Source organism: Bacillus sp. SIMBA_074 (genome assembly GCF_046534555.1).
Classification (GTDB): domain Bacteria; phylum Bacillota; class Bacilli; order Bacillales; family Bacillaceae_G; genus Bacillus_A; species Bacillus_A mycoides.
Genome location: NZ_JAWRYM010000001.1, coordinates 57,941 through 79,912 on the forward strand (window position 1 = coordinate 57,941; position 21,972 = coordinate 79,912).

The 21,972-nt window shown below is 34.5% G+C and carries 23 protein-coding genes; 5 read left to right on the forward strand and 18 right to left on the reverse strand.

Annotation, left to right across the window (positions count from 1 at the left end):
* Window positions 1-8: 8 nt before the first annotated feature.
* The 10 genes from SB773_RS00300 to SB773_RS00345 form a co-directional block, all read right to left on the reverse strand.
* The gene (locus SB773_RS00300) at window positions 9-710 is read right to left on the reverse strand and encodes a branched-chain amino acid ABC transporter ATP-binding protein (protein ID WP_001196706.1); all 702 of its coding nucleotides are present in this window, start codon (window positions 708-710) and stop codon (window positions 9-11) included.
* Window positions 688-1,461 (reverse strand): ABC transporter ATP-binding protein, encoded by a 774-nt coding sequence (locus SB773_RS00305; RefSeq protein WP_410588101.1) that lies wholly within the window; start codon window positions 1,459-1,461, stop codon window positions 688-690. The genes SB773_RS00300 and SB773_RS00305 overlap by 23 nt, the downstream gene beginning before the upstream one ends.
* Before the next feature lie 91 nt (window positions 1,462-1,552).
* Window positions 1,553-2,770, reverse strand: coding sequence for a substrate-binding domain-containing protein (locus SB773_RS00310; RefSeq protein WP_000061988.1), 1,218 nt, complete (start codon window positions 2,768-2,770; stop codon window positions 1,553-1,555).
* Between the two features lie 234 nt (window positions 2,771-3,004).
* Entirely contained in the window at window positions 3,005-4,801 is a 1,797-nt protein-coding gene (locus SB773_RS00315; RefSeq protein ID WP_002126883.1) for a 6-bladed beta-propeller, read from the reverse strand.
* Between the two features lie 62 nt (window positions 4,802-4,863).
* On the reverse strand, window positions 4,864-5,859 hold the full coding sequence (locus SB773_RS00320) for a 3-oxoacyl-ACP synthase (protein ID WP_001219349.1): 996 nt from the start codon (window positions 5,857-5,859) through the stop codon (window positions 4,864-4,866).
* Window positions 5,859-6,275 carry a MaoC family dehydratase gene (locus SB773_RS00325; RefSeq protein WP_002012316.1) on the reverse strand — a complete coding sequence of 139 codons (417 nt, stop codon included), beginning with the start codon at window positions 6,273-6,275 and terminating at the stop codon, window positions 5,859-5,861. Before SB773_RS00325 ends, SB773_RS00320 begins: the two co-directional genes overlap by 1 nt.
* Before the next feature lie 4 nt (window positions 6,276-6,279).
* Entirely contained in the window at window positions 6,280-7,770 is a 1,491-nt protein-coding gene (locus tag SB773_RS00330) for an o-succinylbenzoate--CoA ligase (RefSeq protein ID WP_001161506.1), read from the reverse strand.
* Between the two features lie 15 nt (window positions 7,771-7,785).
* The gene (locus SB773_RS00335; protein WP_001290796.1) at window positions 7,786-8,391 is read right to left on the reverse strand and encodes a TetR/AcrR family transcriptional regulator; all 606 of its coding nucleotides are present in this window, start codon (window positions 8,389-8,391) and stop codon (window positions 7,786-7,788) included.
* Window positions 8,392-8,521: 130 nt separating this feature from the next.
* Window positions 8,522-9,445 (reverse strand): CobW family GTP-binding protein, encoded by a 924-nt coding sequence (locus SB773_RS00340; RefSeq protein WP_041868035.1) that lies wholly within the window; start codon window positions 9,443-9,445, stop codon window positions 8,522-8,524.
* Window positions 9,446-9,562: 117 nt separating this feature from the next.
* Window positions 9,563-10,999 carry a flavin monoamine oxidase family protein gene (locus tag SB773_RS00345; RefSeq protein ID WP_003188516.1) on the reverse strand — a complete coding sequence of 479 codons (1,437 nt, stop codon included), beginning with the start codon at window positions 10,997-10,999 and terminating at the stop codon, window positions 9,563-9,565.
* Window positions 11,000-11,199: 200 nt separating this feature from the next.
* Here SB773_RS00345 and SB773_RS00350 point away from each other — a divergent pair, with 200 nt between their 5' ends.
* On the forward strand, window positions 11,200-12,144 hold the full coding sequence (locus tag SB773_RS00350; protein WP_002064875.1) for an L-lactate dehydrogenase: 945 nt from the start codon (window positions 11,200-11,202) through the stop codon (window positions 12,142-12,144).
* Between the two features lie 111 nt (window positions 12,145-12,255).
* A complete protein-coding gene (locus tag SB773_RS00355; RefSeq protein WP_016126778.1) occupies window positions 12,256-12,540 on the forward strand; it encodes a YesK family protein in 285 nt (94 codons plus the stop codon).
* A gap of 46 nt (window positions 12,541-12,586) precedes the next feature.
* On the opposite strand, the gene SB773_RS00360 is transcribed toward SB773_RS00355, so the two are convergent.
* From SB773_RS00360 to SB773_RS00370, 3 genes are all read right to left on the reverse strand, one after another.
* Window positions 12,587-13,606: an AI-2E family transporter gene (locus SB773_RS00360; RefSeq protein WP_003188519.1), complete on the reverse strand. Its 1,020-nt coding sequence runs from the start codon at window positions 13,604-13,606 to the stop codon at window positions 12,587-12,589.
* A 159-nt stretch (window positions 13,607-13,765) separates the two neighbouring features.
* Window positions 13,766-15,376, reverse strand: a complete 1,611-nt coding sequence (locus SB773_RS00365; protein WP_003188520.1) for an amidase family protein — start codon at window positions 15,374-15,376, stop codon at window positions 13,766-13,768.
* A gap of 107 nt (window positions 15,377-15,483) precedes the next feature.
* Window positions 15,484-15,618 carry a hypothetical protein gene (locus SB773_RS00370; protein WP_002012306.1) on the reverse strand — a complete coding sequence of 45 codons (135 nt, stop codon included), beginning with the start codon at window positions 15,616-15,618 and terminating at the stop codon, window positions 15,484-15,486.
* Window positions 15,619-15,808: 190 nt separating this feature from the next.
* Between SB773_RS00370 and SB773_RS00375 the strand changes: the two genes are divergently transcribed.
* Entirely contained in the window at window positions 15,809-16,228 is a 420-nt protein-coding gene (locus tag SB773_RS00375) for a GNAT family N-acetyltransferase (protein ID WP_002126872.1), read from the forward strand.
* Between the two features lie 189 nt (window positions 16,229-16,417).
* Here SB773_RS00375 and SB773_RS00380 read toward each other — a convergent pair whose 3' ends face one another.
* The 4 genes from SB773_RS00380 to SB773_RS00395 form a co-directional block, all read right to left on the reverse strand.
* Window positions 16,418-17,020: a nitroreductase family protein gene (locus tag SB773_RS00380; protein WP_002135720.1), complete on the reverse strand. Its 603-nt coding sequence runs from the start codon at window positions 17,018-17,020 to the stop codon at window positions 16,418-16,420.
* A 73-nt stretch (window positions 17,021-17,093) separates the two neighbouring features.
* Window positions 17,094-17,744, reverse strand: coding sequence for a DsbA family oxidoreductase (locus SB773_RS00385; RefSeq protein ID WP_410588108.1), 651 nt, complete (start codon window positions 17,742-17,744; stop codon window positions 17,094-17,096).
* A 103-nt stretch (window positions 17,745-17,847) separates the two neighbouring features.
* Entirely contained in the window at window positions 17,848-18,279 is a 432-nt protein-coding gene (locus SB773_RS00390) for an Rrf2 family transcriptional regulator (RefSeq protein WP_003188522.1), read from the reverse strand.
* A 119-nt stretch (window positions 18,280-18,398) separates the two neighbouring features.
* Window positions 18,399-19,268: a LysR family transcriptional regulator gene (locus SB773_RS00395; RefSeq protein ID WP_410588110.1), complete on the reverse strand. Its 870-nt coding sequence runs from the start codon at window positions 19,266-19,268 to the stop codon at window positions 18,399-18,401.
* Window positions 19,269-19,365: 97 nt separating this feature from the next.
* On the opposite strand from SB773_RS00395, the gene SB773_RS00400 reads away from it, so the two are divergent.
* Together SB773_RS00400 and SB773_RS00405 are read left to right on the forward strand one after the other, a co-directional pair.
* Window positions 19,366-20,271, forward strand: a complete 906-nt coding sequence (locus SB773_RS00400) for a DMT family transporter (protein WP_002086216.1) — start codon at window positions 19,366-19,368, stop codon at window positions 20,269-20,271.
* A 185-nt stretch (window positions 20,272-20,456) separates the two neighbouring features.
* On the forward strand, window positions 20,457-21,233 hold the full coding sequence (locus SB773_RS00405; RefSeq protein WP_016126777.1) for an alpha/beta fold hydrolase: 777 nt from the start codon (window positions 20,457-20,459) through the stop codon (window positions 21,231-21,233).
* 118 nt (window positions 21,234-21,351) lie between these two features.
* Here SB773_RS00405 and SB773_RS00410 read toward each other — a convergent pair whose 3' ends face one another.
* Window positions 21,352-21,972 (reverse strand): YcnI family copper-binding membrane protein, encoded by a 621-nt coding sequence (locus SB773_RS00410; protein ID WP_002126863.1) that lies wholly within the window; start codon window positions 21,970-21,972, stop codon window positions 21,352-21,354.

Genomic DNA, 21,972 nt, shown 5'->3' on the forward strand with positions numbered 1-21,972 from the left:
GATTCATGTTAAGAGATTCCTAAATATTTGTGACACATTTCCTTATCCTCTTTTAATTCATGCATAAAACCGTTATGAACAATTCTTCCGTTATCCATAATATAAAAGTAATCACCAATTTGACTAGCCATCATAAAGTTTTGTTCAACGAGTAAAACTGTTGTTTTCTCTTTCATTTTCAAAATGGCTATCATTAATTTTTCTATCATAATGGGCGACAAGCCTTTACTCGGCTCATCAATAAGTAATAAACCATCACTATTAATAAATGCTCTTGAAATTGCTAGCATTTGCTTTTGCCCTCCGCTTAAGAGTCCGCTTTTTTTGTGCCAAAATTGCTTTAAATCTGGAAATAATTCAAGCATCCAGTCTATTTTTTCTTCCGCTTCTTCTCCCTTCCCCCTAGCAAGAGCGAATGTTTCTTCTACTGTCAGGTCGTGAAAAATACCTTGATTTTCTGGTACATACCCTATTCCTTTCCTTGAAATTAAATGTGTAGATAATCCATTTACTTGTGTACTATCATAATAAATTTCACCATGTGCGATATGGTGAAATCCCATAACCGAACGTAATGTCGTAGTCTTCCCTGCCCCATTTCTTCCAAACAGTACAGTAATCGTTCCTTTCTCAACAGTAAGAGATACCCCTTGTAAAATATGAAACTGATCTAAATACGTCTCTATATTATTCACTTGTAATAGTGCCACTATATAATCCCCCTAAATAAGCACTTTGTACACGCTCATCTTTCATCATTTCTTCGGGCAAACCTTCAGCCAATAACTCTCCATGGAATAAAACGATAAGATGGTCTGACAAACCTAGTACCATATCTATTTTGTGTTCAATAAGTACAATTGTACTCTCTGGATGTTTCTTAATATTTTCAATCACTTGTAAAATAGCCGGTACCTCCTCAACTGATATACCTGCCGTCGGCTCATCAAGTAGTAACACATCCGTTTTTAAAGCTAATAACATCGCAAGCTCTAACTTTCGTTTTTCCCCATGCGCTAGATCTTTCGCTAATACATGTTCTTTCTCGTGAAGTAATACTGTTTTTAAGAAACGTCTTGCCTCTCCAACTTGTTGCTTAAATTTTGCCGAACTCGGAAAAAAACTATAGTAATCTTGCACAAATGATTGAACACTTAAACGAACATTTTCAAGTACCGTTAACTCTGGGAATATATTTGTAAGTTGAAAAGAACGACCAATTCCTAATCGAGTACGATCCGAAATTGATAAATTTGTAATCTCTTGTCCTTTAAAATATACTTCACCCTTTGTTGGAGAAATTTGTCCACTTAGTAAATTGAATAGCGTTGTCTTTCCTGCACCATTTGGTCCAATAATTGAAATGAGCTTTCCTTTTTGTACTGTTAAATTCACATCCTTAATAACATGATGCTCGCCAAAAGATACGCAAAGATTTTTCGTTTCTAGCAAATGTGTCACGAAATCCCTCCCTTTAAAGCTTTAAGTATGAAAGAAATACGTATAAAGAGGGTGTACTCCCTCTTTATACGAAAACAACAGAAAATTCAGTCTATTTATTTTGAACTTGGGGTTCTGTCTCTTTCATCGTTAATTCTCGCTCTAATACTGGCACCGGATAATCAACACCATCTTGCTTTTTCAATGTGATAGAATAAAGTGTCTGCATCGCTTGATGATCCTTCTCTCTAAATTTCATCTTTCCTTTCGGTGTATCAAATTCCATTCCTTCCATTTTCTTAATCAATGTATCTACATCTGTATCACCTTTTGTTTTCTTTAAAGCTTCTACAATTGAAATTGCCGCTGACATTCCTCCTGCTGTAAATAAATCTGGCACCGCACCATTAAATCGTTTTTTATGTTCTTCAACTAACCAATCATTCACCTTATTTTTCGGAAGTGTGTGATAATAAACAGAAAAACCTTGCATTCCTACTAACGCATCCATCGTTTTTAATGCCGGTATATCTGGTGCACCGGTAGAAATTTTAATACCCTGCGCTTCCACATTCATATCTTTTAACTGTTTCCAAGGTGAATTCGCACCTGCCCAAACGATAAATAAATAATCTGGTTTTGAGCTAATAATATTTTGAATATTTGCAGTGAAGTCAGTCGAATTTGTATCAGCATATTGCTCGTTTACAATATTCGCACCTAATTTCTTCGCTCCAGCTTTAAATGCCGCAATTCCCTCACGGCCGTAAGCATTATCTTGTGCTAACGTTGCTATTTTTACATCTTTTTTAGCAATTGCCGCAGCACCAGCGACTGCATCTTGAGATGAATTTCTACCTGTTCTAAAAATATATTTATTCCAGTTCTTCCCGGTAATACTATCAGCTACTGCTGGTTCTACAACCATTATTTTTTCATATTCCTCTGCAAGTGGTAAAACCGCTAATGTATCACTTGAACTAGACGATCCGACTAAAAAATCGACTTTCTCTTCTTCTAATAACTTCGTAGCTTTTTTAACCGCTACATCAGCTTTCGTTTCCGTATCTTCTACAACAAACTTAATCTTCTTCCCTTCCACTTTCCCAGTTCCACCAGTTGCATAGTCTAACCCTAATTCAAATCCGTTCACTGTTTGTTTTCCATATGATTCTAATGGACCTGTTAATGAAGCAAGAACCCCTACCTTAATCGTCTTTTCATCCTCTGTACTTGTTTTCTTTCCTGAACAAGCTGCCGTTATTAATAACGAACCTAAAACACAACCAGCAGCCACCATTTTTAGCCATTTACGTTTTTTCATCGACATTGTGATCCTCCCCATACTTTACTTTCTGATAGAGTCAAACACGCCAAAGTTACCCATCCGTAATTATGACTTTTCCTTTGAATAATATAAACGAGATTGTTAGTATACATGTATCTTCTCCGATTTCCATTAAACACCTTTACAATTTCATATAAATATTTTATTCCTACCTATACCGCATTCCCAAACTATTAAACTTCTATCCTTTCTAACAAGCATTTTGAGTCTCCAATATTAATTAGCTTTCTTAAAAAATTGAATTCTTTGGAGTAAACCATCTGTAATAATGATATTCCCTTGACTATCCACATCTATTCCTTGTGGTGAGAAAAACTGCCCTGACATACCATTAAAACTTCCAAAAGACTCTAAAAAATTCCCATTTTCATTGTAAATATTCACACGATTATTAGAAGTATCTGTGACATATACCGTATTATTTATATCGATTTCAATTCCTATTGGCAAAAAAAGATCTCCTGAACCCTCTCTCCAATTTTCTAGTGGATCTAAGTTTCCAGCTCCATGATTTGTACCCCATTTTGTAAGAAAATTACCCTCATTATCAAATTTTTGAACCCTATTATTAATCCGATCCACAACATAAACATTATCTTTTGAATCAATTGCTAATTGCATAGGTTGAAAAAACTCTCCCTCTCCACTTCCTTTTCTCCCCCATTCTTTCATATATACAAAGAATGGATTAAATTTTTGAATACGATGATTTTCTGAATCAGCTATAAATATGTTTCCTTTGCTATCAATAGCTATTCCAGATGGAAATTGAAAAAAACCTGGTAATACTCCAAATGAACCATATGAAGCAAGCGCTATCCCTGAATTGGTGAATTTTTGGATACGATGATTTACAGAATCAGATACATACACATTATTGTAACGATCCGTTGCAATCTGTCTTGGAACAAAAAACTGTCCTGGAAGACTTCCGAACCCAAGTGGCCCACCAGTACCAAATAAACTTCCCCACTTAGCAACAATCTTCCCAGATATATCATATTTCAAAATTCGATGATTAAAAGAATCAGATACAAAAACATTTCCATTCGTGTCTCTTTCGACATCATAAGGTCCTGCATATTGTGTATTTCCATTCCTTTCATTACCTATGGTTTTCTTCATTACCGCTGTTAGGCCTACCTCATTATATAAAAGTACACGATTATTTCCCGTATCCGTTATATAGATATTCCCTTTACCATCCGGAAAAACTTGATTAGGATAAACAAACTGAAAAAAGTTACCTACTGTATATAAAAATTGATCTTTATTTGTAAATTTCATTATCCGATTGTTATATGTATCTGCTACATATAGCGATCCAGATGTTGAGTCAAAATTTATTCCTCTTGGATGGTAGAATTGATATGGGCCTAAACCTGCAATTCCTGTTCCGATTACTCGCTGAAACTCCCCTTTTTTATCAAACACTTGAATACGATTGTTATATGTGTCTGCAATATAGACCTCGTCTTGTTTATTTATCGCAATTCCTTGTGGTAAAGCCATTTCTCCATTCGCCTTTCCATAACTCCCTATTGTTTGAATATACTGCCCATCCGGGCTATATTTTTGAATACGATGATTGTATTCATCCGTAATATAGTAATTGTTATCGCTATCTACTGCAATTTCCCTAGGAAACGAGAACTGCTCACTTCCTTTACCTTTTGTGCCCCAACTTTTAATAAATTGAAACTCCTCATTAAATTTTTGAATACGATAATTCGCTGTATCCGCAACTAAAATATTACCTTCTTTATCAACAGCAATACCAAATGGCATATTAAACTGTCCCGGACCTTCACCTAAAGTTCCTATAGCATCAACAACTTCTCCATTCTTATCTATTTTCAAAATCCTATTATTCCCCATATCAACAACATACAAAAATCCTTTTGCATCCCTTGCCATCGCCACTGGTGTCCTTAATAACTTAGAAGTATCTAGCTCACTCCCCCATGATTTCACATATTTTACAGCAGAGGCACTTCCTACAGAAGCAAACATCCCTAGACTCACAATAACAATGAAAAAACAACATATAATTTTTTTGATAAAATCCATGCTTACTACCATCTAATCACAGTAGCTGCCCAAGTATACCCAGTACCTGCACTAACCACTACTGCAATATCTCCAGGCTGTAATTTCCCTTGCTCATTTGCAAAATGAAGACCTATACATGGGTCAAGTGCTGACATATGCCCATAATGATCTAAATATACAACTTGCTCTTCTACTAAGCCCAGCCCCTGTAACAATTCTATTAGCATAGAGCGTTTTGTATGCAGTGGTAACAATACTTTAATATCTTTAGGAGTAAATCCACTTTTTCTTAACGCCTCCCGAATAACCTTATCAAAATTAGGGGTTGAAATTGGATCTAAACGTTCTTTCATACTAATAGGATCTATTACATCAATATAATGTTGTCGATTCTCAACTGTATCATAGCTCGCAACCTGCTTCGATCCACCAGCTGGAATACGAACATCGTCATGAAATGAACCATCCGTTATAATCGCACTGCCTAATATTTCACCGTTGCTAGCTCCCTTTTTTACTAAAGCTGCACTTCCGCCATCAGCAAAATTAAACATAAAACGTGAGCGTGGATTATCATAATCTACAATTTGAGATTCTTTACATCCACCTACTAATAATATATTTTCAATTGATTTATCAGAGTAGAGCATATCCTTTGCGACTTTGAGAGCGATTGGAAAGCAAGAACTAACATTCATAATTTCAAAAGCATAAGCATTTTTCAATCCAAGTTCATGCTGAATTTTTGGGGCACTAGACCATACGTGGTAATCTTTATGTGGACTGCCAAAATAAATGACTACATCAATAGATTGAGGATCTACTTGTAATAATATTGGCTTTGCAGCAGCAATAGCTAAATCTGATGCATGCATCGTTTCGTCTGCGACATGTTTTTCATATAACCCAAACTTTTCTATAATAATATTCTCAGGAATACCTGTTTTTTTAGATAAATCTGCGGCCGTCTCTACGTCTTTTGGGAAGAAAACACCAGTTGCTTCAATCCCAATTCTCATTAGACAATTCCTCCTTCTTTTGGCACCATCATAGTCGCTACACCTGTTAACACTAAATCTCCTTTTTGGTTATGACACTCAGTTAACAATTTCAAAACTCTCTTTTCTATCATAAATTCTTGTACTGTTGCCGTAGCTGTAATCGTATCTCCTATAAAAACTGGCGCTGTAAATTTAATAGTTTGTTCCATATAAACGGAACCCTTTCCTGGTAAATGAACGCCTAACAATTGTGATAATAAACTAGAAGTTAATAAACCATGTGCGATTCTTTGATTAAATCTAGTTTGTTTTGCATACTCATGATCAATATGAATTGGATTAAAATCCCCGCTCAAACCCGCAAATAATACAAAATCCGTTTCTGTTATTGTTTTACTACATGATGCCTGTTGACCGGAACTATACATAATCATCCCTTCACCTACTTTTCAGTTGATTTGCTAACTGTGCTTTTTGAATTTTACCAGTTGCATTTTTAGGCAATTCCTCTAGAAACACAATTTCTTTTGGAACTTTATATTTGGCTAGAAATAAACGACAATGATCAATGACTTCCTTTTCAGTTAATACACTGCAACTCTTTTTCACAATAAAGGCGATTGGAATCTCTCCCCACTTTACATGTTGTGTACCAATTACTGCTACCTCACATACTTCTGATAGTTTATTAATAACTTGCTCTACTTCAAGGGGATAAATATTTTCACCACCGGAAATTATCATTTCTTTTTTTCTACCGACAATGTATACAAAACCATCTTCATCAACTTTAGCTAAATCTCCCGTATATAACCAACCATCTTGAATCGTTTCTTCTGTTGCATCTGGCCGATTCCAATACCCTTTCATTACATTTGGTCCTCTTATTAGTAACTCTCCAACTTCACCAATCTCAACTTTATTTTTGTTTTCATCAATAAGTACATAATCACAAAACAGAACAGGTTTTCCAATTGAGCCTACTTTACGTCTTGCATCTTCTTCTGAAAGCATAAATACGGTTGGTGATGTTTCAGTCATACCAAAGCCTTGACCAAATAAAAATCCTCTATCTATAAATTCTCTCATCAACTCTTCTGGACATGGTGCACCACCGTTATAAAACCAGCGAACTGATTGTAAATTTGTAGTTTCAAACTTTGCGCAATTAATTAATGCTTGGTGAATTGTAGGTACTCCCATTACAACAGTCACTTTATATTTTTCTATCATAGAAAGAGCTATGGTTGGCTCAAATTTTCTCGGAACAATGATTATTCCACCTGCAAATAAAGTTGGAAATGCGAATAAACCAATCCCACCAATATGAAATAAAGGCAATAACACAATGGAGCGGTCATGAACAGTTAGGTCAATCGCAAATGTATTATTAAGCGCATTCCAAAACATATTCTCTTGTGTAAGTACAGCTCCTTTCGGTTGTCCTGTTGTCCCCGAGGTATAACATATAATAAAGGATGCGCTTTCATTTATCTCTTCAAAGTTGTCAATTTTTCTATCTTCTATTTCTTTTAAACTTTTAATCGAAATAACTCTTTGTACATATGTTACATTCTGCATTGACAGTGCCATATTTTGAAATGTTTCCTCTACAAATAAAACTGTAGCTCCACTATCTTTTAACTGAAATATAAGTTCATTTTCTGTTAACCGTATATTCAGTGGAACAGCAATACATTCTACCTTTGCTATAGCAAATAAAAGTACAATATATTCCAAGCTATTTTGTGATAAAATAGCTATCCTCTCTCCTTTTTGCACATTTAAGTCGTAAATTAAATATGCTGCTACTTTACTTACATACTCATGTAACTGTTTATATGTCATTTCCTCCTCTTCTGTAATAATGGCAATGCGATCTGGATGTAAATAGGCCCGTTTTTCAATCCAATAAGCAATGCCTTGCATATTTTCCCCACTCCCTTATCTCTTTCTCAATCCTTCAAATATTAATGACATCGCTGCTTCAAATACATCTTCCGGAACATCTTTCTCTTCCCAATAGCCCCATCGCATTCCTAAAAATTGACCAATTGACATAAGACAATACGCAATTGTTTCTTTATCAAGTTGTTTAAATTCTCCCGCTTCCATGCCAGCCGATAAACTTTTTAAAAATCCATTTGCGAGCTTTGCATAATACCATCTATATAAATTATCATCAACAACTACCGCCTGTTGTACAATGTTATATAGATTAGGACGATCTTTCACCCATCGAAAAAAGGCCTGAAAACCTCTTCTTTGTGCCTCTTCATAACTTGATATCCCCTTCATTTCTTCTTTAATAATTAAGCGTAACTCACGGTTCAATCTGCGAATCAATTCATCAAATATATCTTTTTTAGATGGAAAGTAATTATAGAAAGTTCCGTGCGCTACTGTTGCTTCTTGTGTAATATTCACGATAGAAGCTTCGTAATATCCTTTATTACCAAATACCTCTTCTGCAGCACACAATAATTTCTCTCTCGTTTCTAACCCTTTTGTTGTTAGGTTTTTTACATCCATTATTATTTTTTCTGACACCTGAATCACCTCTTAGATTTGATTATAAATATATTTCTGAATTTTTCAATTATTTTCATTAGACAAAATCCGCAAGCGTTTTTCTACATACAAAAAAGGACTAACTTATTTTGAAGTTAGTCCTTTAATCTTAATTAGAATTAAGTTCTACTTTCTCTAACCCCTCAACCAATTGCTTCTTATCTAATCCTTCCCCTATTACTACCAAATTTGTCGGGAAACCGAAGTCTTGTTCCAGTAAGGTTGGTACGCCAAATGAATATTGGAATAAGTGAGGGTATTTATCTCCATGGAATTTCACAAATCCTTTTACGCGATAAATACTATCTGGTAAATTCGAAAGCCATTCATATAATTTATCTTGATCAATCGATTTCGTAAATTGATACGTCATCGTTTGTATATGTAAATGCTGTTTGACATGTAGTGTCTCATGTTCTCCATCTCTCACAAATTCAGCTTCTTCTATATCTTTTAAAGATATATTACAATACTTTGTTTCAAACAATTTCGCATGATTATTTATTGCCTTTACGTCTTCAAGTACTTTGTTCTTATCCGAATCTGTTAATAAATCTGATTTATTAATAAGAATATGACTTCCATATTTCATTTGCTCATGTAATAGCTGTTGTACATTTGCACTTAATATACTTCGGTTTAACCATCTTACTGCATCTAATACGACTACTATAGATTTCACTTCAAGGAAAGGAGCTAAAATTGGTGATACACATGCATCTAACACTTCAATTGGATGTGCGACACCTGTTGTTTCTATATAAATTACATCTGGTCTTTCTTGTTGATATAAAGAATGTAATTGAATTTCAAGCTCTTCTTTTAACGTACAACAAATACATCCTTTCAGCAGTTCCCTTAACACATTCTCTTTTCCAATAATATCTGTATCTACCGAGTATTCACCGATTTCATTCATCAAAACTGCAACTTTTCGATTTTTCTTCTTTTCTGCTAATAATAAATTTTGCAGCAATGTTGATTTTCCGCTACCTAAAAAACCACCTAATATATGAATTTCTACTTTACTCATTCGACTGACCATCCATTTCTCTACTTCAAATTTCTTCAAAGCGTAATTATTACGATTTATATTTATCATTTTATTAAAAGAATACCTATTTGTAAACAAAACTACTAGATTATCGTTTCATTTTCCATTCACTTCATGAGCAACTCTAATTCCAGACTCGATTGCTCCTTGCATCCATCCATGTGTTAATGTCGTATGTTCTCCTGCAAAGTGCACTCTACCCGCTGGCGGCGTAATATATGGAAACAATTCAAGCTCTTGCCCTGGTTCAAAAGCTGTAAATGCTCCGCAAGAATACGGATTTTGACTCCAGCTAAAAGATTCTCCCGCAACATACTCACTATAAACCACATTTCCATATATTTGCGCTAAATTTTTCAACGCATAACGAATACGTTCTCTATTCGAGAGACTATCCCACGTTAACGCCTCATCTGCCCACGTATAACTCACTAAAACGATAGCCGCCCCTGGTGTATGAATGCCGTAGCTCGGATAATATGTAAAGCGGATAGGTAAATCTGTAATTGACTTACCACCATATTGTCCTGCTCTTTCCCAAAATCTACTTTTAAACTCTATCGCAATTTTAGTTGAAGCAATATAATTTAATTCACGAATTGCCCGCCTTTTATAATAAGAGAATAAATGATATGGCTGAACTTCTACAAATCGCAAAGCTGAAAATGGAATTGTGACAATAGCGATGTCACCAGTTACTATAAATGAATTTAACGTTTGTTCATGTGTTACTTGCATCATTACTTTATTATCTTCCTGTATAATTTTTTCTACTTTATACGGCATAAAAATATTATCCTTTAGCTCTGGTAAAAATGAATTTGGTAATGCATCCATCCCGCCCGTTATCTCATAATATTTCGTCGTTGAAGTGAAAAAGATCATTTCGCGTAATACTTCAATTAAGGACATTCCCATGTATGCTTCCATATCAAGAAGTACTCCGATCATATCTATTGCCCCATCTGAATAATACTCGGTTAAAAATGAACCGAGCGAATATGTTTTATACTTTTTTTCAACAATAATCCAGTTTTTATCCGGATCTTTCTTAATATAATTAAGTATCGGTTCTAATACCCCTAACATTAACCCTTCTGCTGTTTTCCCTCTTTCTTTATCTAAAACTGGATATCCAAGTACACTTGGATCCTTTTCAAACACATCCAATCTCGTTCTTTTGTTATTCGTATAAATTATATCTGAAGAAGTTTTATTAATAAAAAGGTTTAACGGTAGTTTAAATTTACGAATGTAGGCTAAAGTTAAATCATGAGTATCCGGAATACGCATAGGGCCTGCGTTAAAATATAACCCTGCGCTAAATGGTTCACGAATCGTATACACCCTGCCACCTATTCTGTTATTCGCTTCTATAATCGTTACCTCGTGTCCAGCCTCTTTTAATAAAGATGCTGCAACTAATCCAGATATCCCTGCACCGGCAACTGTAATCCGTTTGGGGTTATTCGTTTTGGCAAGCCCTTCATGAACAATTTGAAGCATTTGTTCCATCGATAATGGATTCCCCATGCCAATTCCCCTTTTACGAAGGATTTTACTGAATTATATTCGTTTAACAGGATTCCTATGTTTCATTCAAGTAATTGAGTGGATACATTTTCAATCACTTGAATATCTTTTATAAAATGTAATAAAATAGATATGAAACTATAGAAGTAAGACGTATTATCTTACATAATAAAATTTATGAAATAGCGAGGAATTTTGAAATGAAAAAAGGTATTAACCGTGTTGTATTAGTAGGAACAGGAGCAGTTGGATGTAGTTATGCTTACTGTATGATTAACCAAGCTGTAGCTGAAGAATTTGTTTTAGTTGATGTAAATGAAGCAAAAGCTGAAGGAGAAGCAATGGACTTAAGCCATGCCGTTCCTTTCGCACCAGCTCCAACAAAGGTTTGGAAAGGTAGTTATGAAGATTGTAAAGACGCAGATCTTGTTGTAATTACAGCTGGATTACCACAAAAGCCAGGTGAAACACGTTTAGATTTAGTTGAGAAAAATGCTAAAATTTTCAAGCAAATTGTTCGTAGCATTATGGATAGCGGCTTTGACGGTATCTTCTTAATCGCAACAAACCCTGTAGATATTTTAACTTACGTAACTTGGAAAGAATCTGGATTACCGAAAGAACGCGTAATCGGTTCTGGTACAACTCTTGATTCTGCTCGTTTCCGCTATATGTTAGGTGAGTACTTCGATATTGGACCTCATAACATTCACGCTTATATTATCGGAGAGCACGGTGATACAGAACTTCCTGTTTGGAGTCACGTATCAATTGGTATTCAAAAACTACAAACGCTTCTTGAAAAAGACAACACATATAACCAAAAAGATTTAGATGATATTTTCATAAACGTGCGTGATGCAGCTTACCATATTATTGAACGAAAAGGTGCTACATACTACGGTATCGGCATGTCACTTTTACGTGTCACGAAAGCAATCTTAAACAACGAAAACAGCGTATTAACTGTATCAGCATACCTTGAAGGTCAATACGGCCAACAAGATGTTTATATTGGCGTACCTGCTGTTTTAAACCGCGGCGGTGTTCGTGAAATTTTAGAAGTTGAACTAAGTGAAGAGGAAGAATTAAAATTCGATCACTCTGTTCAAGTATTGAAAGAAACAATGGCTCCTGTTCTTTAATCATATTTTCAATCAAAAAAGCAATCCGATTTATATTGGATTGCTTTTTTATATTTTTATAGTTCCCCCTCAATTTAAACTGTAATATTATCTATAAAAAGGAGTGATTTCATGAATGATTCTTGGACGATTGTAATCCTCTTGCTAGCTGTAGCATCCTTAATACTTTTCCTCTTCTTAATCATCAGAACGCTATTCCCAACTACAAAATATGATAAGAATCTCGGATTGATTCTAATTATTTTAAGCTTGTTAGCAATACCGATAAGTATCTTCCTTATAGGAGGATGGGCAGGTATGGGAGTTGGTGTAATCGCAGTCTTTATTTTTGCTGCTGTTATTATAGCTTTAATTGCAAATAGATTCATTAAACTACCTCCTCCAAAGAAAAAATAATAAATGACCGATGTTTTCATCAAGAGAAAACATCGGTCATTTTCTATCATTTATTATCTTTAATCGGTTCATCGTTATTTACGTCAAGTACATCTAATAAAAAGATAAAGATTGGTATTCCGATAATAAGCCCCCATATTCCGAGGAAATGCTCTGAAAAGATAAGAATCATAAATGTATAAAATACTGGTAAATTCGTTTTTGCAGACATAAATTTTGGATTTAAAAAATAACTTTCAAGAGCGTGGATTACTGTAATGAACACTAGTATGTATACAACATACATAACCCCGCCGACGTTATAGGCAATGATACAAAGTGGAAACAAGGAAATAATAACACCAGCAACTGGAATCAAGCCGAGTAGAAAGACCATGACAGCCAATACAAGAAGCTGTGGAAATCCTAAAATGACAAGTGCAATTACAGTGAGCACACAATTTACAACTGCAATTAAAAACTGTGCTTCAATCACTTTTCCGAACGATCTTGCAAATCTTTCACCGAAATATGCAATCTCCTCATAAAAAATCTTTAATTTACTATCTTTAAATTTAGACGTGAATGAAATAATTCGCTCTTTTTCCAATAAGAAAAATAAGCTTAGAATAAGAGACAATAGTATTTGCAAACTTACCTTTCCTATGTTTGCTATTGATTGATAAATGACATCCACACCTTGTTCAATATATTTTGATACTTCCATTTCATTAATTGCTGAAAGTACGTATCTAATCATCTCATTATCAGGTGGATGTTGAAAAAACAATTTAAATTGATAAATCAATTGTGAAATTTGTATCGTTAGCACAGGTAAATATTTATATAATGTAGTTACAATAAACGTCACTAATACAATATATAAACAAGCAATAACCACTTTCCTATTTACTTTCAATTTTTTTGAAATAAACTTTTGAAATCGATCCATCAAAAACGTGAGAATAAACGTAATTAATATTAAATTAATCATACTTTTTAATCCATACAATACAAGCGCTAATATTATTAAAACGAGAAACCGTTGAAACCCTCTGCTTCGAAAGAAATTTTTCACTTCATTCATTAAGAATTAACCTCTCCCTTCAATGGATGGAAATCGGATATATTACATTTTATGAACTTCTATAGACAATCTTTCTTACTAATTGGAAAGAATCCTTTTTTTCTTTTTTATTGTCGGATTTTTTTATCTAATACTTTTCTAAAAACTACTTTATCAACTCTATATTTTAGGAGATCTTCTATTTTTAGATTGCTGTTCATACGCATATCCAATATTAAAAAGTTCTTTTTCACCAAACTGTTTCCCAACAAACACTACGCCTACCGGCTGACCATCAGAATCATACCCTGCCGGCACTGCTAATTCTGGATAACCAGCCACAGCTGATAGAAGAACTTCATCATTATTAATCATCACAAGAGCATCCAAACCTTTTTCTACTAAATACCTATCTATCTCTTTTCTTGCATTTTCTTGACTCGTTTGAACTACTTTTTCAAACTCACCTTTCGTTATAGCAGATTTTTCAGAGCCCTCAATTAATGTTTGTCCATATTTCATTCGTCTTTTACTATCTTTTTTATTAAACGCTATAATTTCTTCTAACGATTTTACAGGCACATTTTTTTGCTTCGAAAGATAGTCGTTAACATTATGCTTGAACTCATATTCTAATGTTTGCAGATTATCTACACCCTCGCTGTTTAACTGAATATCATCACTCAATATCGCACCTGCATCTTGAATGTCTTTTCTAATCTTTTCTGCTACTGCTTTTCTATTTTCATCTTGTTGATCTACAGAAAAAAGAATCCCTATCTTTTTCCCTTTTAATCCATCTATCGATAAATCATTCGTATAATTTATTCTATCTCTATCTTTCATTTTTTCTGTCATAGCATCTTTTTCATCATAACTTACCATTGTATTAAATAACGTTGCCGCGTCTTTTACCGTTCTTGCCATAGGCCCTGCAGTATCAAGCGTTTCAGCTAACGGAATAATTCCAGTTCTACTAATCATACCTAAAGATGGACGTAATCCAACTACTGATTGCTGGGATGCTGGTGCTACAATTGATCCAGTCGTTTCTGTGCCAATCGCAAGCGGTGCAAAATCTGCTGCAACTACTGTAGCAGATCCAGAACTTGATCCCGATGTATCAAACGTAATCGGACCGTATGGATTTAAATTTTGTCCTTTCTTCCCACTATATCCACTTGGCATTGTAAAAGATAAATAATTTGCCCATTCAGACATATTCGCTTTTCCTAAAACAAAAGCACCTTCTTCTTTCAACTTCTTCACGATCGTCGCATCTTCATCTGCAATCCAATCTTTTAATACATAAGTTCCTGCGCTTGTCGGCATCACTTTTTCCGTTTGTATATTATCTTTTACAATGACAGGAATGCCATATAAGTTCGATTTCTTCTTTAACGCTCTCTCTTTATCTAACTTTCGTGCTGCTTCCATCGCATCAGGATTAATCTCTGTAACAGCATTTAATGATATTCCACTTTGGTCGTGTTCTTGTATTCTAAAAAGATAAATACTCGTTAATTCTTCATATGATAATTTCCCATCATCAACCATTTTTTGAAGCTCATCCACAGTCGCATTTACAACTTCTTTTTCTTTTATCTTTATATTATCTATGTCGATCCCCTTAAGCTGATTATGTATCGGTTTTAACACTCTGTCTTTATCATATACAATACGCTCAGGTTCCTTTTGAAAATAATTTTTATACACGTAATATCCTCCGGCACATGCCAATAGAACAATACCTCCGGCGATAGACAACGTTATCTTTACCCATTTTTTCATGTTGCTTCCTCCACTCTAAAAGTTGCTCATTTATATAAAAAAGAGAGTTACCTTTTACTTAACTCTCTCCAATCAAAATGCTAAATGAAAAAATGAAAGATTTCAATCTAATTACTTTTTTTTTGCATTTGCTTCGCTAACAATTCCTTCACCTGATTATATGTTAATCCTGAATTTTTATTTAAACGTTTCACTTCATCAACATCAGTACCTACCACTGTATATTTTTTCTCATCATTCATTTTTCTACTTCCTTTCTCACCGGATTATTTCTTATATTTCTTCCCTAAACTCTTATAAATTAACACAAATACAAATAAGGAAACTACACTAAATTCAATAACTAAAAGGAGTTCTGTTGCGTAAGAGGAATAGATAGAAAAATGTCGAATTTATTATACTTGTTGAATTTGAGGACTTGGAGGATACATTTTGAAAAAATATGAGTTTAAAAATAACATTCCAACATTGGAAGAGTACAAATATTTGTGCGAGTCTGTGGGATGGACTAATTATATGAATTTTGAAGTGGTGGAAACATCACTGAAGAATTCTGTTCACTGCATCACAGTCAAGGATAATGAACAAATTGTGGGTATGGGGAGAATTGTTGGTGATGGGGCTATCTATTTCTATATTCAAGATATAGTAGTCCATCCAGATTATCAGAAAAATGGAATCGGGAAAGAAATCATGCATATTTTGGTTGAATACTTAAATCAGAATGCCCCTGATAAGGCATTTGTCGGTTTGTTTGCATCACAAGGTAAAGAATCGTTCTATGAAAAATATGATTTTAAAGATTACTCACCAAACATGACGGGGATGTTTACTGTAATTTCAAAAAAATAAACATAATAGATTTTTAATTATACGTCATCAATATTAAAGAAATTGTTCTCACAGTAATGCTTATCTTAAATAAGATCTTCCACGATTGGGTGTGAATATTAAATAAGAAAGGACAGTAGATAGTATATATACTATCTACTGTCCTTTCATTTATCTAACTTTTTTAATTTTGATTTTGAATTGTATTTTTTAATAAAATTTCACTACATCTTCAGTAGGTAAGAATGTTCTTTCCCCTGGTTGTTCATTTGGCTCACCAAATGGCATTTGTCCTACTAAGCTCCACTCTGCTGGAATGTTCCAAGTTGCTTTCACTTCAGCATCTACGATTGGATTGTAATGTTGTAATGACGCTCCAATTCCTTCAGCCGATAATAGCATCCATACAGTATGTTGTAGCATTGCATTTCCTTGATGAGACCAGAATGGGAACTGATCTTTATACAATGGTGCATTTTCTTGCATTTTTTCTACTGTTGCTTGATCTTCAAAGAATAGAACTGTTCCTACACCTGCATGGAAGCCTTTTAGTCTTTCTACTGTTGCTTCAAAATTTTCTGCTGGCACGCGTGATCTAAGCGTTTCTTTTACGATATCCCAAAACTTTTCATGCTCTCCATCCATTAATACAACCATACGGCCACTTTGCATATTGAAAGAAGTTGGTGCGTGTAAAGCTGTTTTTAAAACTTCTTCAATTCTTTCTTTTGTAATTGTAGCGTTTTTTGTTACTTTACGAATTGAACGACGGTTCACGATTGCTTCTTTTAAATTTGTTGTAGTTGCTGACATTTTAATTCCTCCAAATATATGTTTTATTATTTTTATTTAAACAAATCAACTTGAGTCTTTCATGCAAGACGAATTAGCAATATCCATCCGTCTTACATTGCATACCTTCAAATGAATTTGTTTTATCCTTTTCGATTTCTTTATCAATTACTCTTTCTAGCGTTTCTTTACTAGCAAGTCCTTGAATGACTTCATCTCCAATCATGACAGTTGGAACAGCCATAATATTTGCTTCATCATATGCATGCTGAATTGCTTCTTGATGTTTTTCTTTATATTTACGATTTACTAAAGCATCTTTAAATTCAGCTTCAGGAAGCCCTACTTCTACCGCTAATTTCGTTAATACATCAATATCTTCAATGTTTTGCTCTTCTTGGAAAAACGCAGTAAATACTCGGTGATGATACTCATTTCCAAGTCCACGCTCTTTCGCGAATTGGCACCCTTCAAAAGCTAAATGTGTATATGGATGCGGAGAAACGCGTGGCAGACGCATTTCAACCCCTAATTTTTTTGCAGTAGGAAGAATGAAAGAATCCCATGAACCTAACTTATCTGGCTCGTTCCAAGGATCTATTTTAGAATATGGACTTGGACGCAATTCAAATGGCATCCATTCGATTTCTACATCTTTCTCTTTCGCTACTTCATCTAATAGGCCTTTTGCTAAAAAGCAAAACGGGCATATAAAATCTGAGTATACTTTCATTTTTACAGTCATATCTTTTACACCTTACCTTCTTTTTATTTTTAGATGTAACCAAAACAGTTACAATTTTAAGAAAAAAATATGCATTCTCTTTTAGAGACTTGCAATTATCATATTATGCTTTCATTTTTTGTTGTAAAGATTCAAATAACTGCCCCATCGTAATATTTCTCAACACTTCTTCCATCGCAGATTGCGCCTGAACTAAAATAACCTCTAAAACAGCTTGAATATTCGCCCCAATTGGACAGTCTGGATTCGGTTTTTCATGAATGTGAAATAGTTTGTCTTCTTCTACTACATTCACTGCATGGTACACATCTAACAATGTGATTTCATGTGAATCCTTTAATAATCCCGCGCCACCTGGTCCGCGATTTACGTAAACAAATCCAGATTGTTTCAAGTAAGACATTATTTTACGAATGACTACCGGATTTGTATTTACACTCTCGGCCATATAGTCTGAAGTGCAAACTGAAGATGGATTGTTTTTCAAAATAGATAAAATATGAACAGCTATAGAAAAGCGGCTACTAATTTTCATCGTGATCACCACCTCGATGTAATCATTATAGTTACAACAGGAATATAAGTCAATCCTTTTTACAAATTTTTTAAAGCAAATAAAAAAGTGCCCCATTACAATATATGAGACACCTCTCCTTATTCTGCAAACAAGTCTTGGAATTCTTCAATAAATAGCTGTACAGCGAGTGAAGAATCCTTTAATGAAGGAACAGCTAAAGCAATTTCTCTCCATACTTGTGGTTCCAATTCTCTCGTTTGTATATTCTTTGGTAAACTCGTTAAAGATAACTCAGCCAAAATTGCGATTCCTAATCCTTCTTGAATCATATTTAAAGCTGTTGTAACTGTGGAAATTATATATTCAACCCGAAGTGGTACGTTCGCTTGTTTAAACATATCGATAATGGGTGGTTCGTACCCACCCTTACATAATATGATCGGTTCATTCTCTAAATCACCTATTGTAATAGAATCGTTCTTACAAAGAGGATGATCCTCTCTTAAGACAACAACCATTTTCCCCTTCGTTAAGGGCACGATCTCCATATCTTTATTAGGCAAAATAACAATTCCTATATCAACAACCCTCGATACTAACCAATCTTCAACTTCTTTAATCGTACCTTCACAAAGAACGACTTCTAAGTTCGGATACTTCTCCTTAAAAAGATTTATCATTTTGGGTAAGAAATGTGCAGAAGCACTCGGAAAACTCCCAATTCGAATCGTCCCAATTTCGTGCCCTTTCTCCATCGCTACTTCTTGTTCAATCTTCTCAACGCCGTTTAAGATTTCTCTAATATGTACAAGAATTCTATTTCCAACATCCGTAACGATTAGCCCTTTTCGTTTATCGCGTATAAGAATGGTAACTCCTAACTCTGACTCAATGCTTGAAATCGCATGACTTACAGCTGGCTGTGTCATATTTAACATCCCAGCAGCCTTCGTAAAACTCCCTAATTCAACCGTTTTAATTAAAACTTGAAGTTGTGTAATGGTCATAACTAATCACTTATACTCCTTATAAAAAAGATTCATTTTATTTATCATAGTCGATATCATATCATAGTGAAATGGAATACAACAAGGAGGGATTACAGTGACACAGCTTTCTCGAACTAAGACTGCCATAATCCTTACATTTCTCGTTATTATGTGGGGAATTAATTGGCCGTTATCAAAATTCGCTCTGCATTACACACCACCCGTACTCTTTGCAGGGATTAGAACATTAATAGGAGGATTTATCTTACTTACTTTCGCATTACCGAAATACAAACAATTAAATTTAAAGGAAACTTGGCATTTATACTTTATTTCATCTTTACTCAATATTATTTTGTTTTACGGACTACAAACTGTCGGACTTCAGTATATGCCCGCCGGACTCTTCTCCGCAATCGTATTTCTCCAACCTGTCTTACTCGGCATTTTCTCATGGATTTGGCTTGAAGAATCTATGTACGGCTTGAAAATTTTCGGACTTATTCTTGGATTTATTGGTGTTGGGGTTATTAGCTCTAGTAGTTTAACTGGACATATTTCTATTATCGGTGTACTACTTGCTTTAGGGTGCGCTATCGGCTGGGCACTCGGCACAGTATTTATTAAGAAAACTGGACACCGCGTTAATGCCATTTGGATGGTAACACTTCAGCTTATTATTGGCGGACTTTGCTTAATCGGATTTGGTTCAGAATTTGAGAGCTGGTCTAACATCGCTTGGAGTATACCATTTGTAAGTGTACTACTATTCATCTCGTTCTTTGTTATTGCAATGGGATGGCTCGCTTACTTTACACTTGTAGGAGCTGGTGAGGCAAGTAAAGTTGGGGCTTATACGTTCCTTATCCCACTGATCGCTATTATTGTAAGTTCAATTTTCTTACATGAGGCCATTACAATTAGCTTATTCATCGGACTTTTATTTATTATCGTAAGCATTTGTTTTGTAAATATAAAGCCGAAAGCACTTGCTGTAAGGCAGCAAGTTGAAGTGAAATAAATAGATATGAGAAAGAGTCTACCACTTGTAGGCTCTTTCTTTTTTACCATTTTATGAGTACAGTCACTTAACATCTTAGCAAAAGGAAAATTTTTCTTTTTTATTGTATGATGATAATTAAGTAGAAAATATTATCTCTAATACATATGTATGGACTAACAATTCTAATCATAAGGGGGAATTATATGGTTTTACAGTATAAAGAATTTGGAGATTCAAGCTCTCCACTTATGGTTTTTATTCATGGGGGCGGAGTCAGTGGATGGATGTGGGACAAACAAATTAAACATTTTACTAACTTTCACTGCCTTGTTCCTGATTTACCCGAGCAAGGGAAAAATAGTAGTAAGGATCATTTTTCAATACACTTTAGTGCTGAAAAAATCATCGAATTAGTTGAAGAAAAAGGACAAGGTAAAACTGTTATAGTAATCGGTTTTTCGTTAGGTGCTCAAGTATTAATTGCAATGCTCAGCATGAAACCAAACTTAATTCAATACGCTATGATAAATAGCGCATTAGTTAAACTAATTCCTTTCGCTAAAACATTAATAAGATCCCTTGGCTTAACCTATCCACTTATAAAGAGTAAGACGTTTTCCAAAATACAAGCAAAATCAATGTGCATAGATGAAACACAATTTGATAACTATTATCATGAAAGTTGTCAAATAAGTAAAAATACATTTGTGAGGATATTAGAAGAAAATATGTCGTTTACAATACCAAAAGGTTTCGAGAATGCTAGTAGCAATATATTAGTGACTGTTGGAGAAAACGAAAAAAGAATCATGAAAGACTCGATGACTGCAATCCTTGAAAGCAATCCTAATTGCACAGGTATTATCATTCCTAAAATCGGTCATGGAATCCCTTTAGCAAATCCCAAACTATTTAATACTTTAATTGAAAACTGGCTTAAGCATGATAACCTACCAGAAGAAGTAATGACAGTCAATTGAGTTCCTTATCTTAATAAACCATGTTGTATTTGTAGCTCTAATCCCCCTCGAAGCTGCTTAATCTCAAAATTTTATTAACAAAGGTCTCATTACTTTCAATGAGACCTTTCAATGTTCCCTACTTTTTACGACGTACTACAAAAACACACGTACCTACGGAAGATACAATCGCTAAAACTGATAAGACAATTGCTATTGTTTGCATATTACTTGTACCTTCATTTTTTTCCACACTAGATACTTCACCATGTTCTCCTGTTAATGATGTACCTTTTGCAATCGTAGTAAGTGAGTGGGGCTTTTCAGCTTTCTCATCGCCTGTCCATTCAACAATTTCTCCATCTTTATATTGTTGATATGCATTCCAAGCTATTTGTTGCTCTTTATCTGGATTTTTAGCAACGAAAGTAAATCGTTGGAACTGACCAGGTAAAATCCCTTCTCCTGTTGCTTCCCATATTACAGTTTTAACTTTTCCAGCTGCATCTTTTTGTTCTTCCACTTTCCACCCTGGCACTGGCTCGTACTGTTGAAACTCGACTCCAGACGGTATTTTCAGTGTGACTTTTGTTGTTGCCATATTCTTTTCAACAGGTACCTTTATTGTATAAGTCTCCCAAGAGCTAACGTCAGAAGTTGCTGGTTTCACAGTTACGTGAGCACTAACAGGTAACGAAAAAATACCCATTGCAATTATTGTTGCGATCATTGTTGTTCCTAATTTTTTTATACGTTTCAT

Coding starts and splice junctions, on each gene's coding strand:
- SB773_RS00315 (WP_002126883.1), bottom strand. CDS start 4,801: ATGTTTGCTTCTGTAGGAAGTGCCTCTGCTGTAAAATATGTGAAATCA.
- SB773_RS00390 (WP_003188522.1), bottom strand. CDS start 18,279: ATGAAAATTAGTAGCCGCTTTTCTATAGCTGTTCATATTTTATCTATT.
- SB773_RS00320 (WP_001219349.1), bottom strand. CDS start 5,859: ATGAGAATTGGGATTGAAGCAACTGGTGTTTTCTTCCCAAAAGACGTA.
- SB773_RS00365 (WP_003188520.1), bottom strand. CDS start 15,376: ATGAAAAAATGGGTAAAGATAACGTTGTCTATCGCCGGAGGTATTGTT.
- SB773_RS00410 (WP_002126863.1), bottom strand. CDS start 21,972: ATGAAACGTATAAAAAAATTAGGAACAACAATGATCGCAACAATAATT.
- SB773_RS00325 (WP_002012316.1), bottom strand. CDS start 6,275: ATGATTATGTATAGTTCCGGTCAACAGGCATCATGTAGTAAAACAATA.
- SB773_RS00340 (WP_041868035.1), bottom strand. CDS start 9,445: ATGAGTAAAGTAGAAATTCATATATTAGGTGGTTTTTTAGGTAGCGGA.
- SB773_RS00380 (WP_002135720.1), bottom strand. CDS start 17,020: ATGTCAGCAACTACAACAAATTTAAAAGAAGCAATCGTGAACCGTCGT.
- SB773_RS00355 (WP_016126778.1), top strand. CDS start 12,256: ATGAATGATTCTTGGACGATTGTAATCCTCTTGCTAGCTGTAGCATCC.
- SB773_RS00385 (WP_410588108.1), bottom strand. CDS start 17,744: ATGACTGTAAAAATGAAAGTATACTCAGATTTTATATGCCCGTTTTGC.
- SB773_RS00345 (WP_003188516.1), bottom strand. CDS start 10,999: ATGGGGAATCCATTATCGATGGAACAAATGCTTCAAATTGTTCATGAA.
- SB773_RS00370 (WP_002012306.1), bottom strand. CDS start 15,618: ATGAATGATGAGAAAAAATATACAGTGGTAGGTACTGATGTTGATGAA.
- SB773_RS00310 (WP_000061988.1), bottom strand. CDS start 2,770: ATGTCGATGAAAAAACGTAAATGGCTAAAAATGGTGGCTGCTGGTTGT.
- SB773_RS00360 (WP_003188519.1), bottom strand. CDS start 13,606: ATGAATGAAGTGAAAAATTTCTTTCGAAGCAGAGGGTTTCAACGGTTT.
- SB773_RS00330 (WP_001161506.1), bottom strand. CDS start 7,770: ATGCAAGGCATTGCTTATTGGATTGAAAAACGGGCCTATTTACATCCA.
- SB773_RS00350 (WP_002064875.1), top strand. CDS start 11,200: ATGAAAAAAGGTATTAACCGTGTTGTATTAGTAGGAACAGGAGCAGTT.
- SB773_RS00405 (WP_016126777.1), top strand. CDS start 20,457: ATGGTTTTACAGTATAAAGAATTTGGAGATTCAAGCTCTCCACTTATG.
- SB773_RS00395 (WP_410588110.1), bottom strand. CDS start 19,268: ATGACCATTACACAACTTCAAGTTTTAATTAAAACGGTTGAATTAGGG.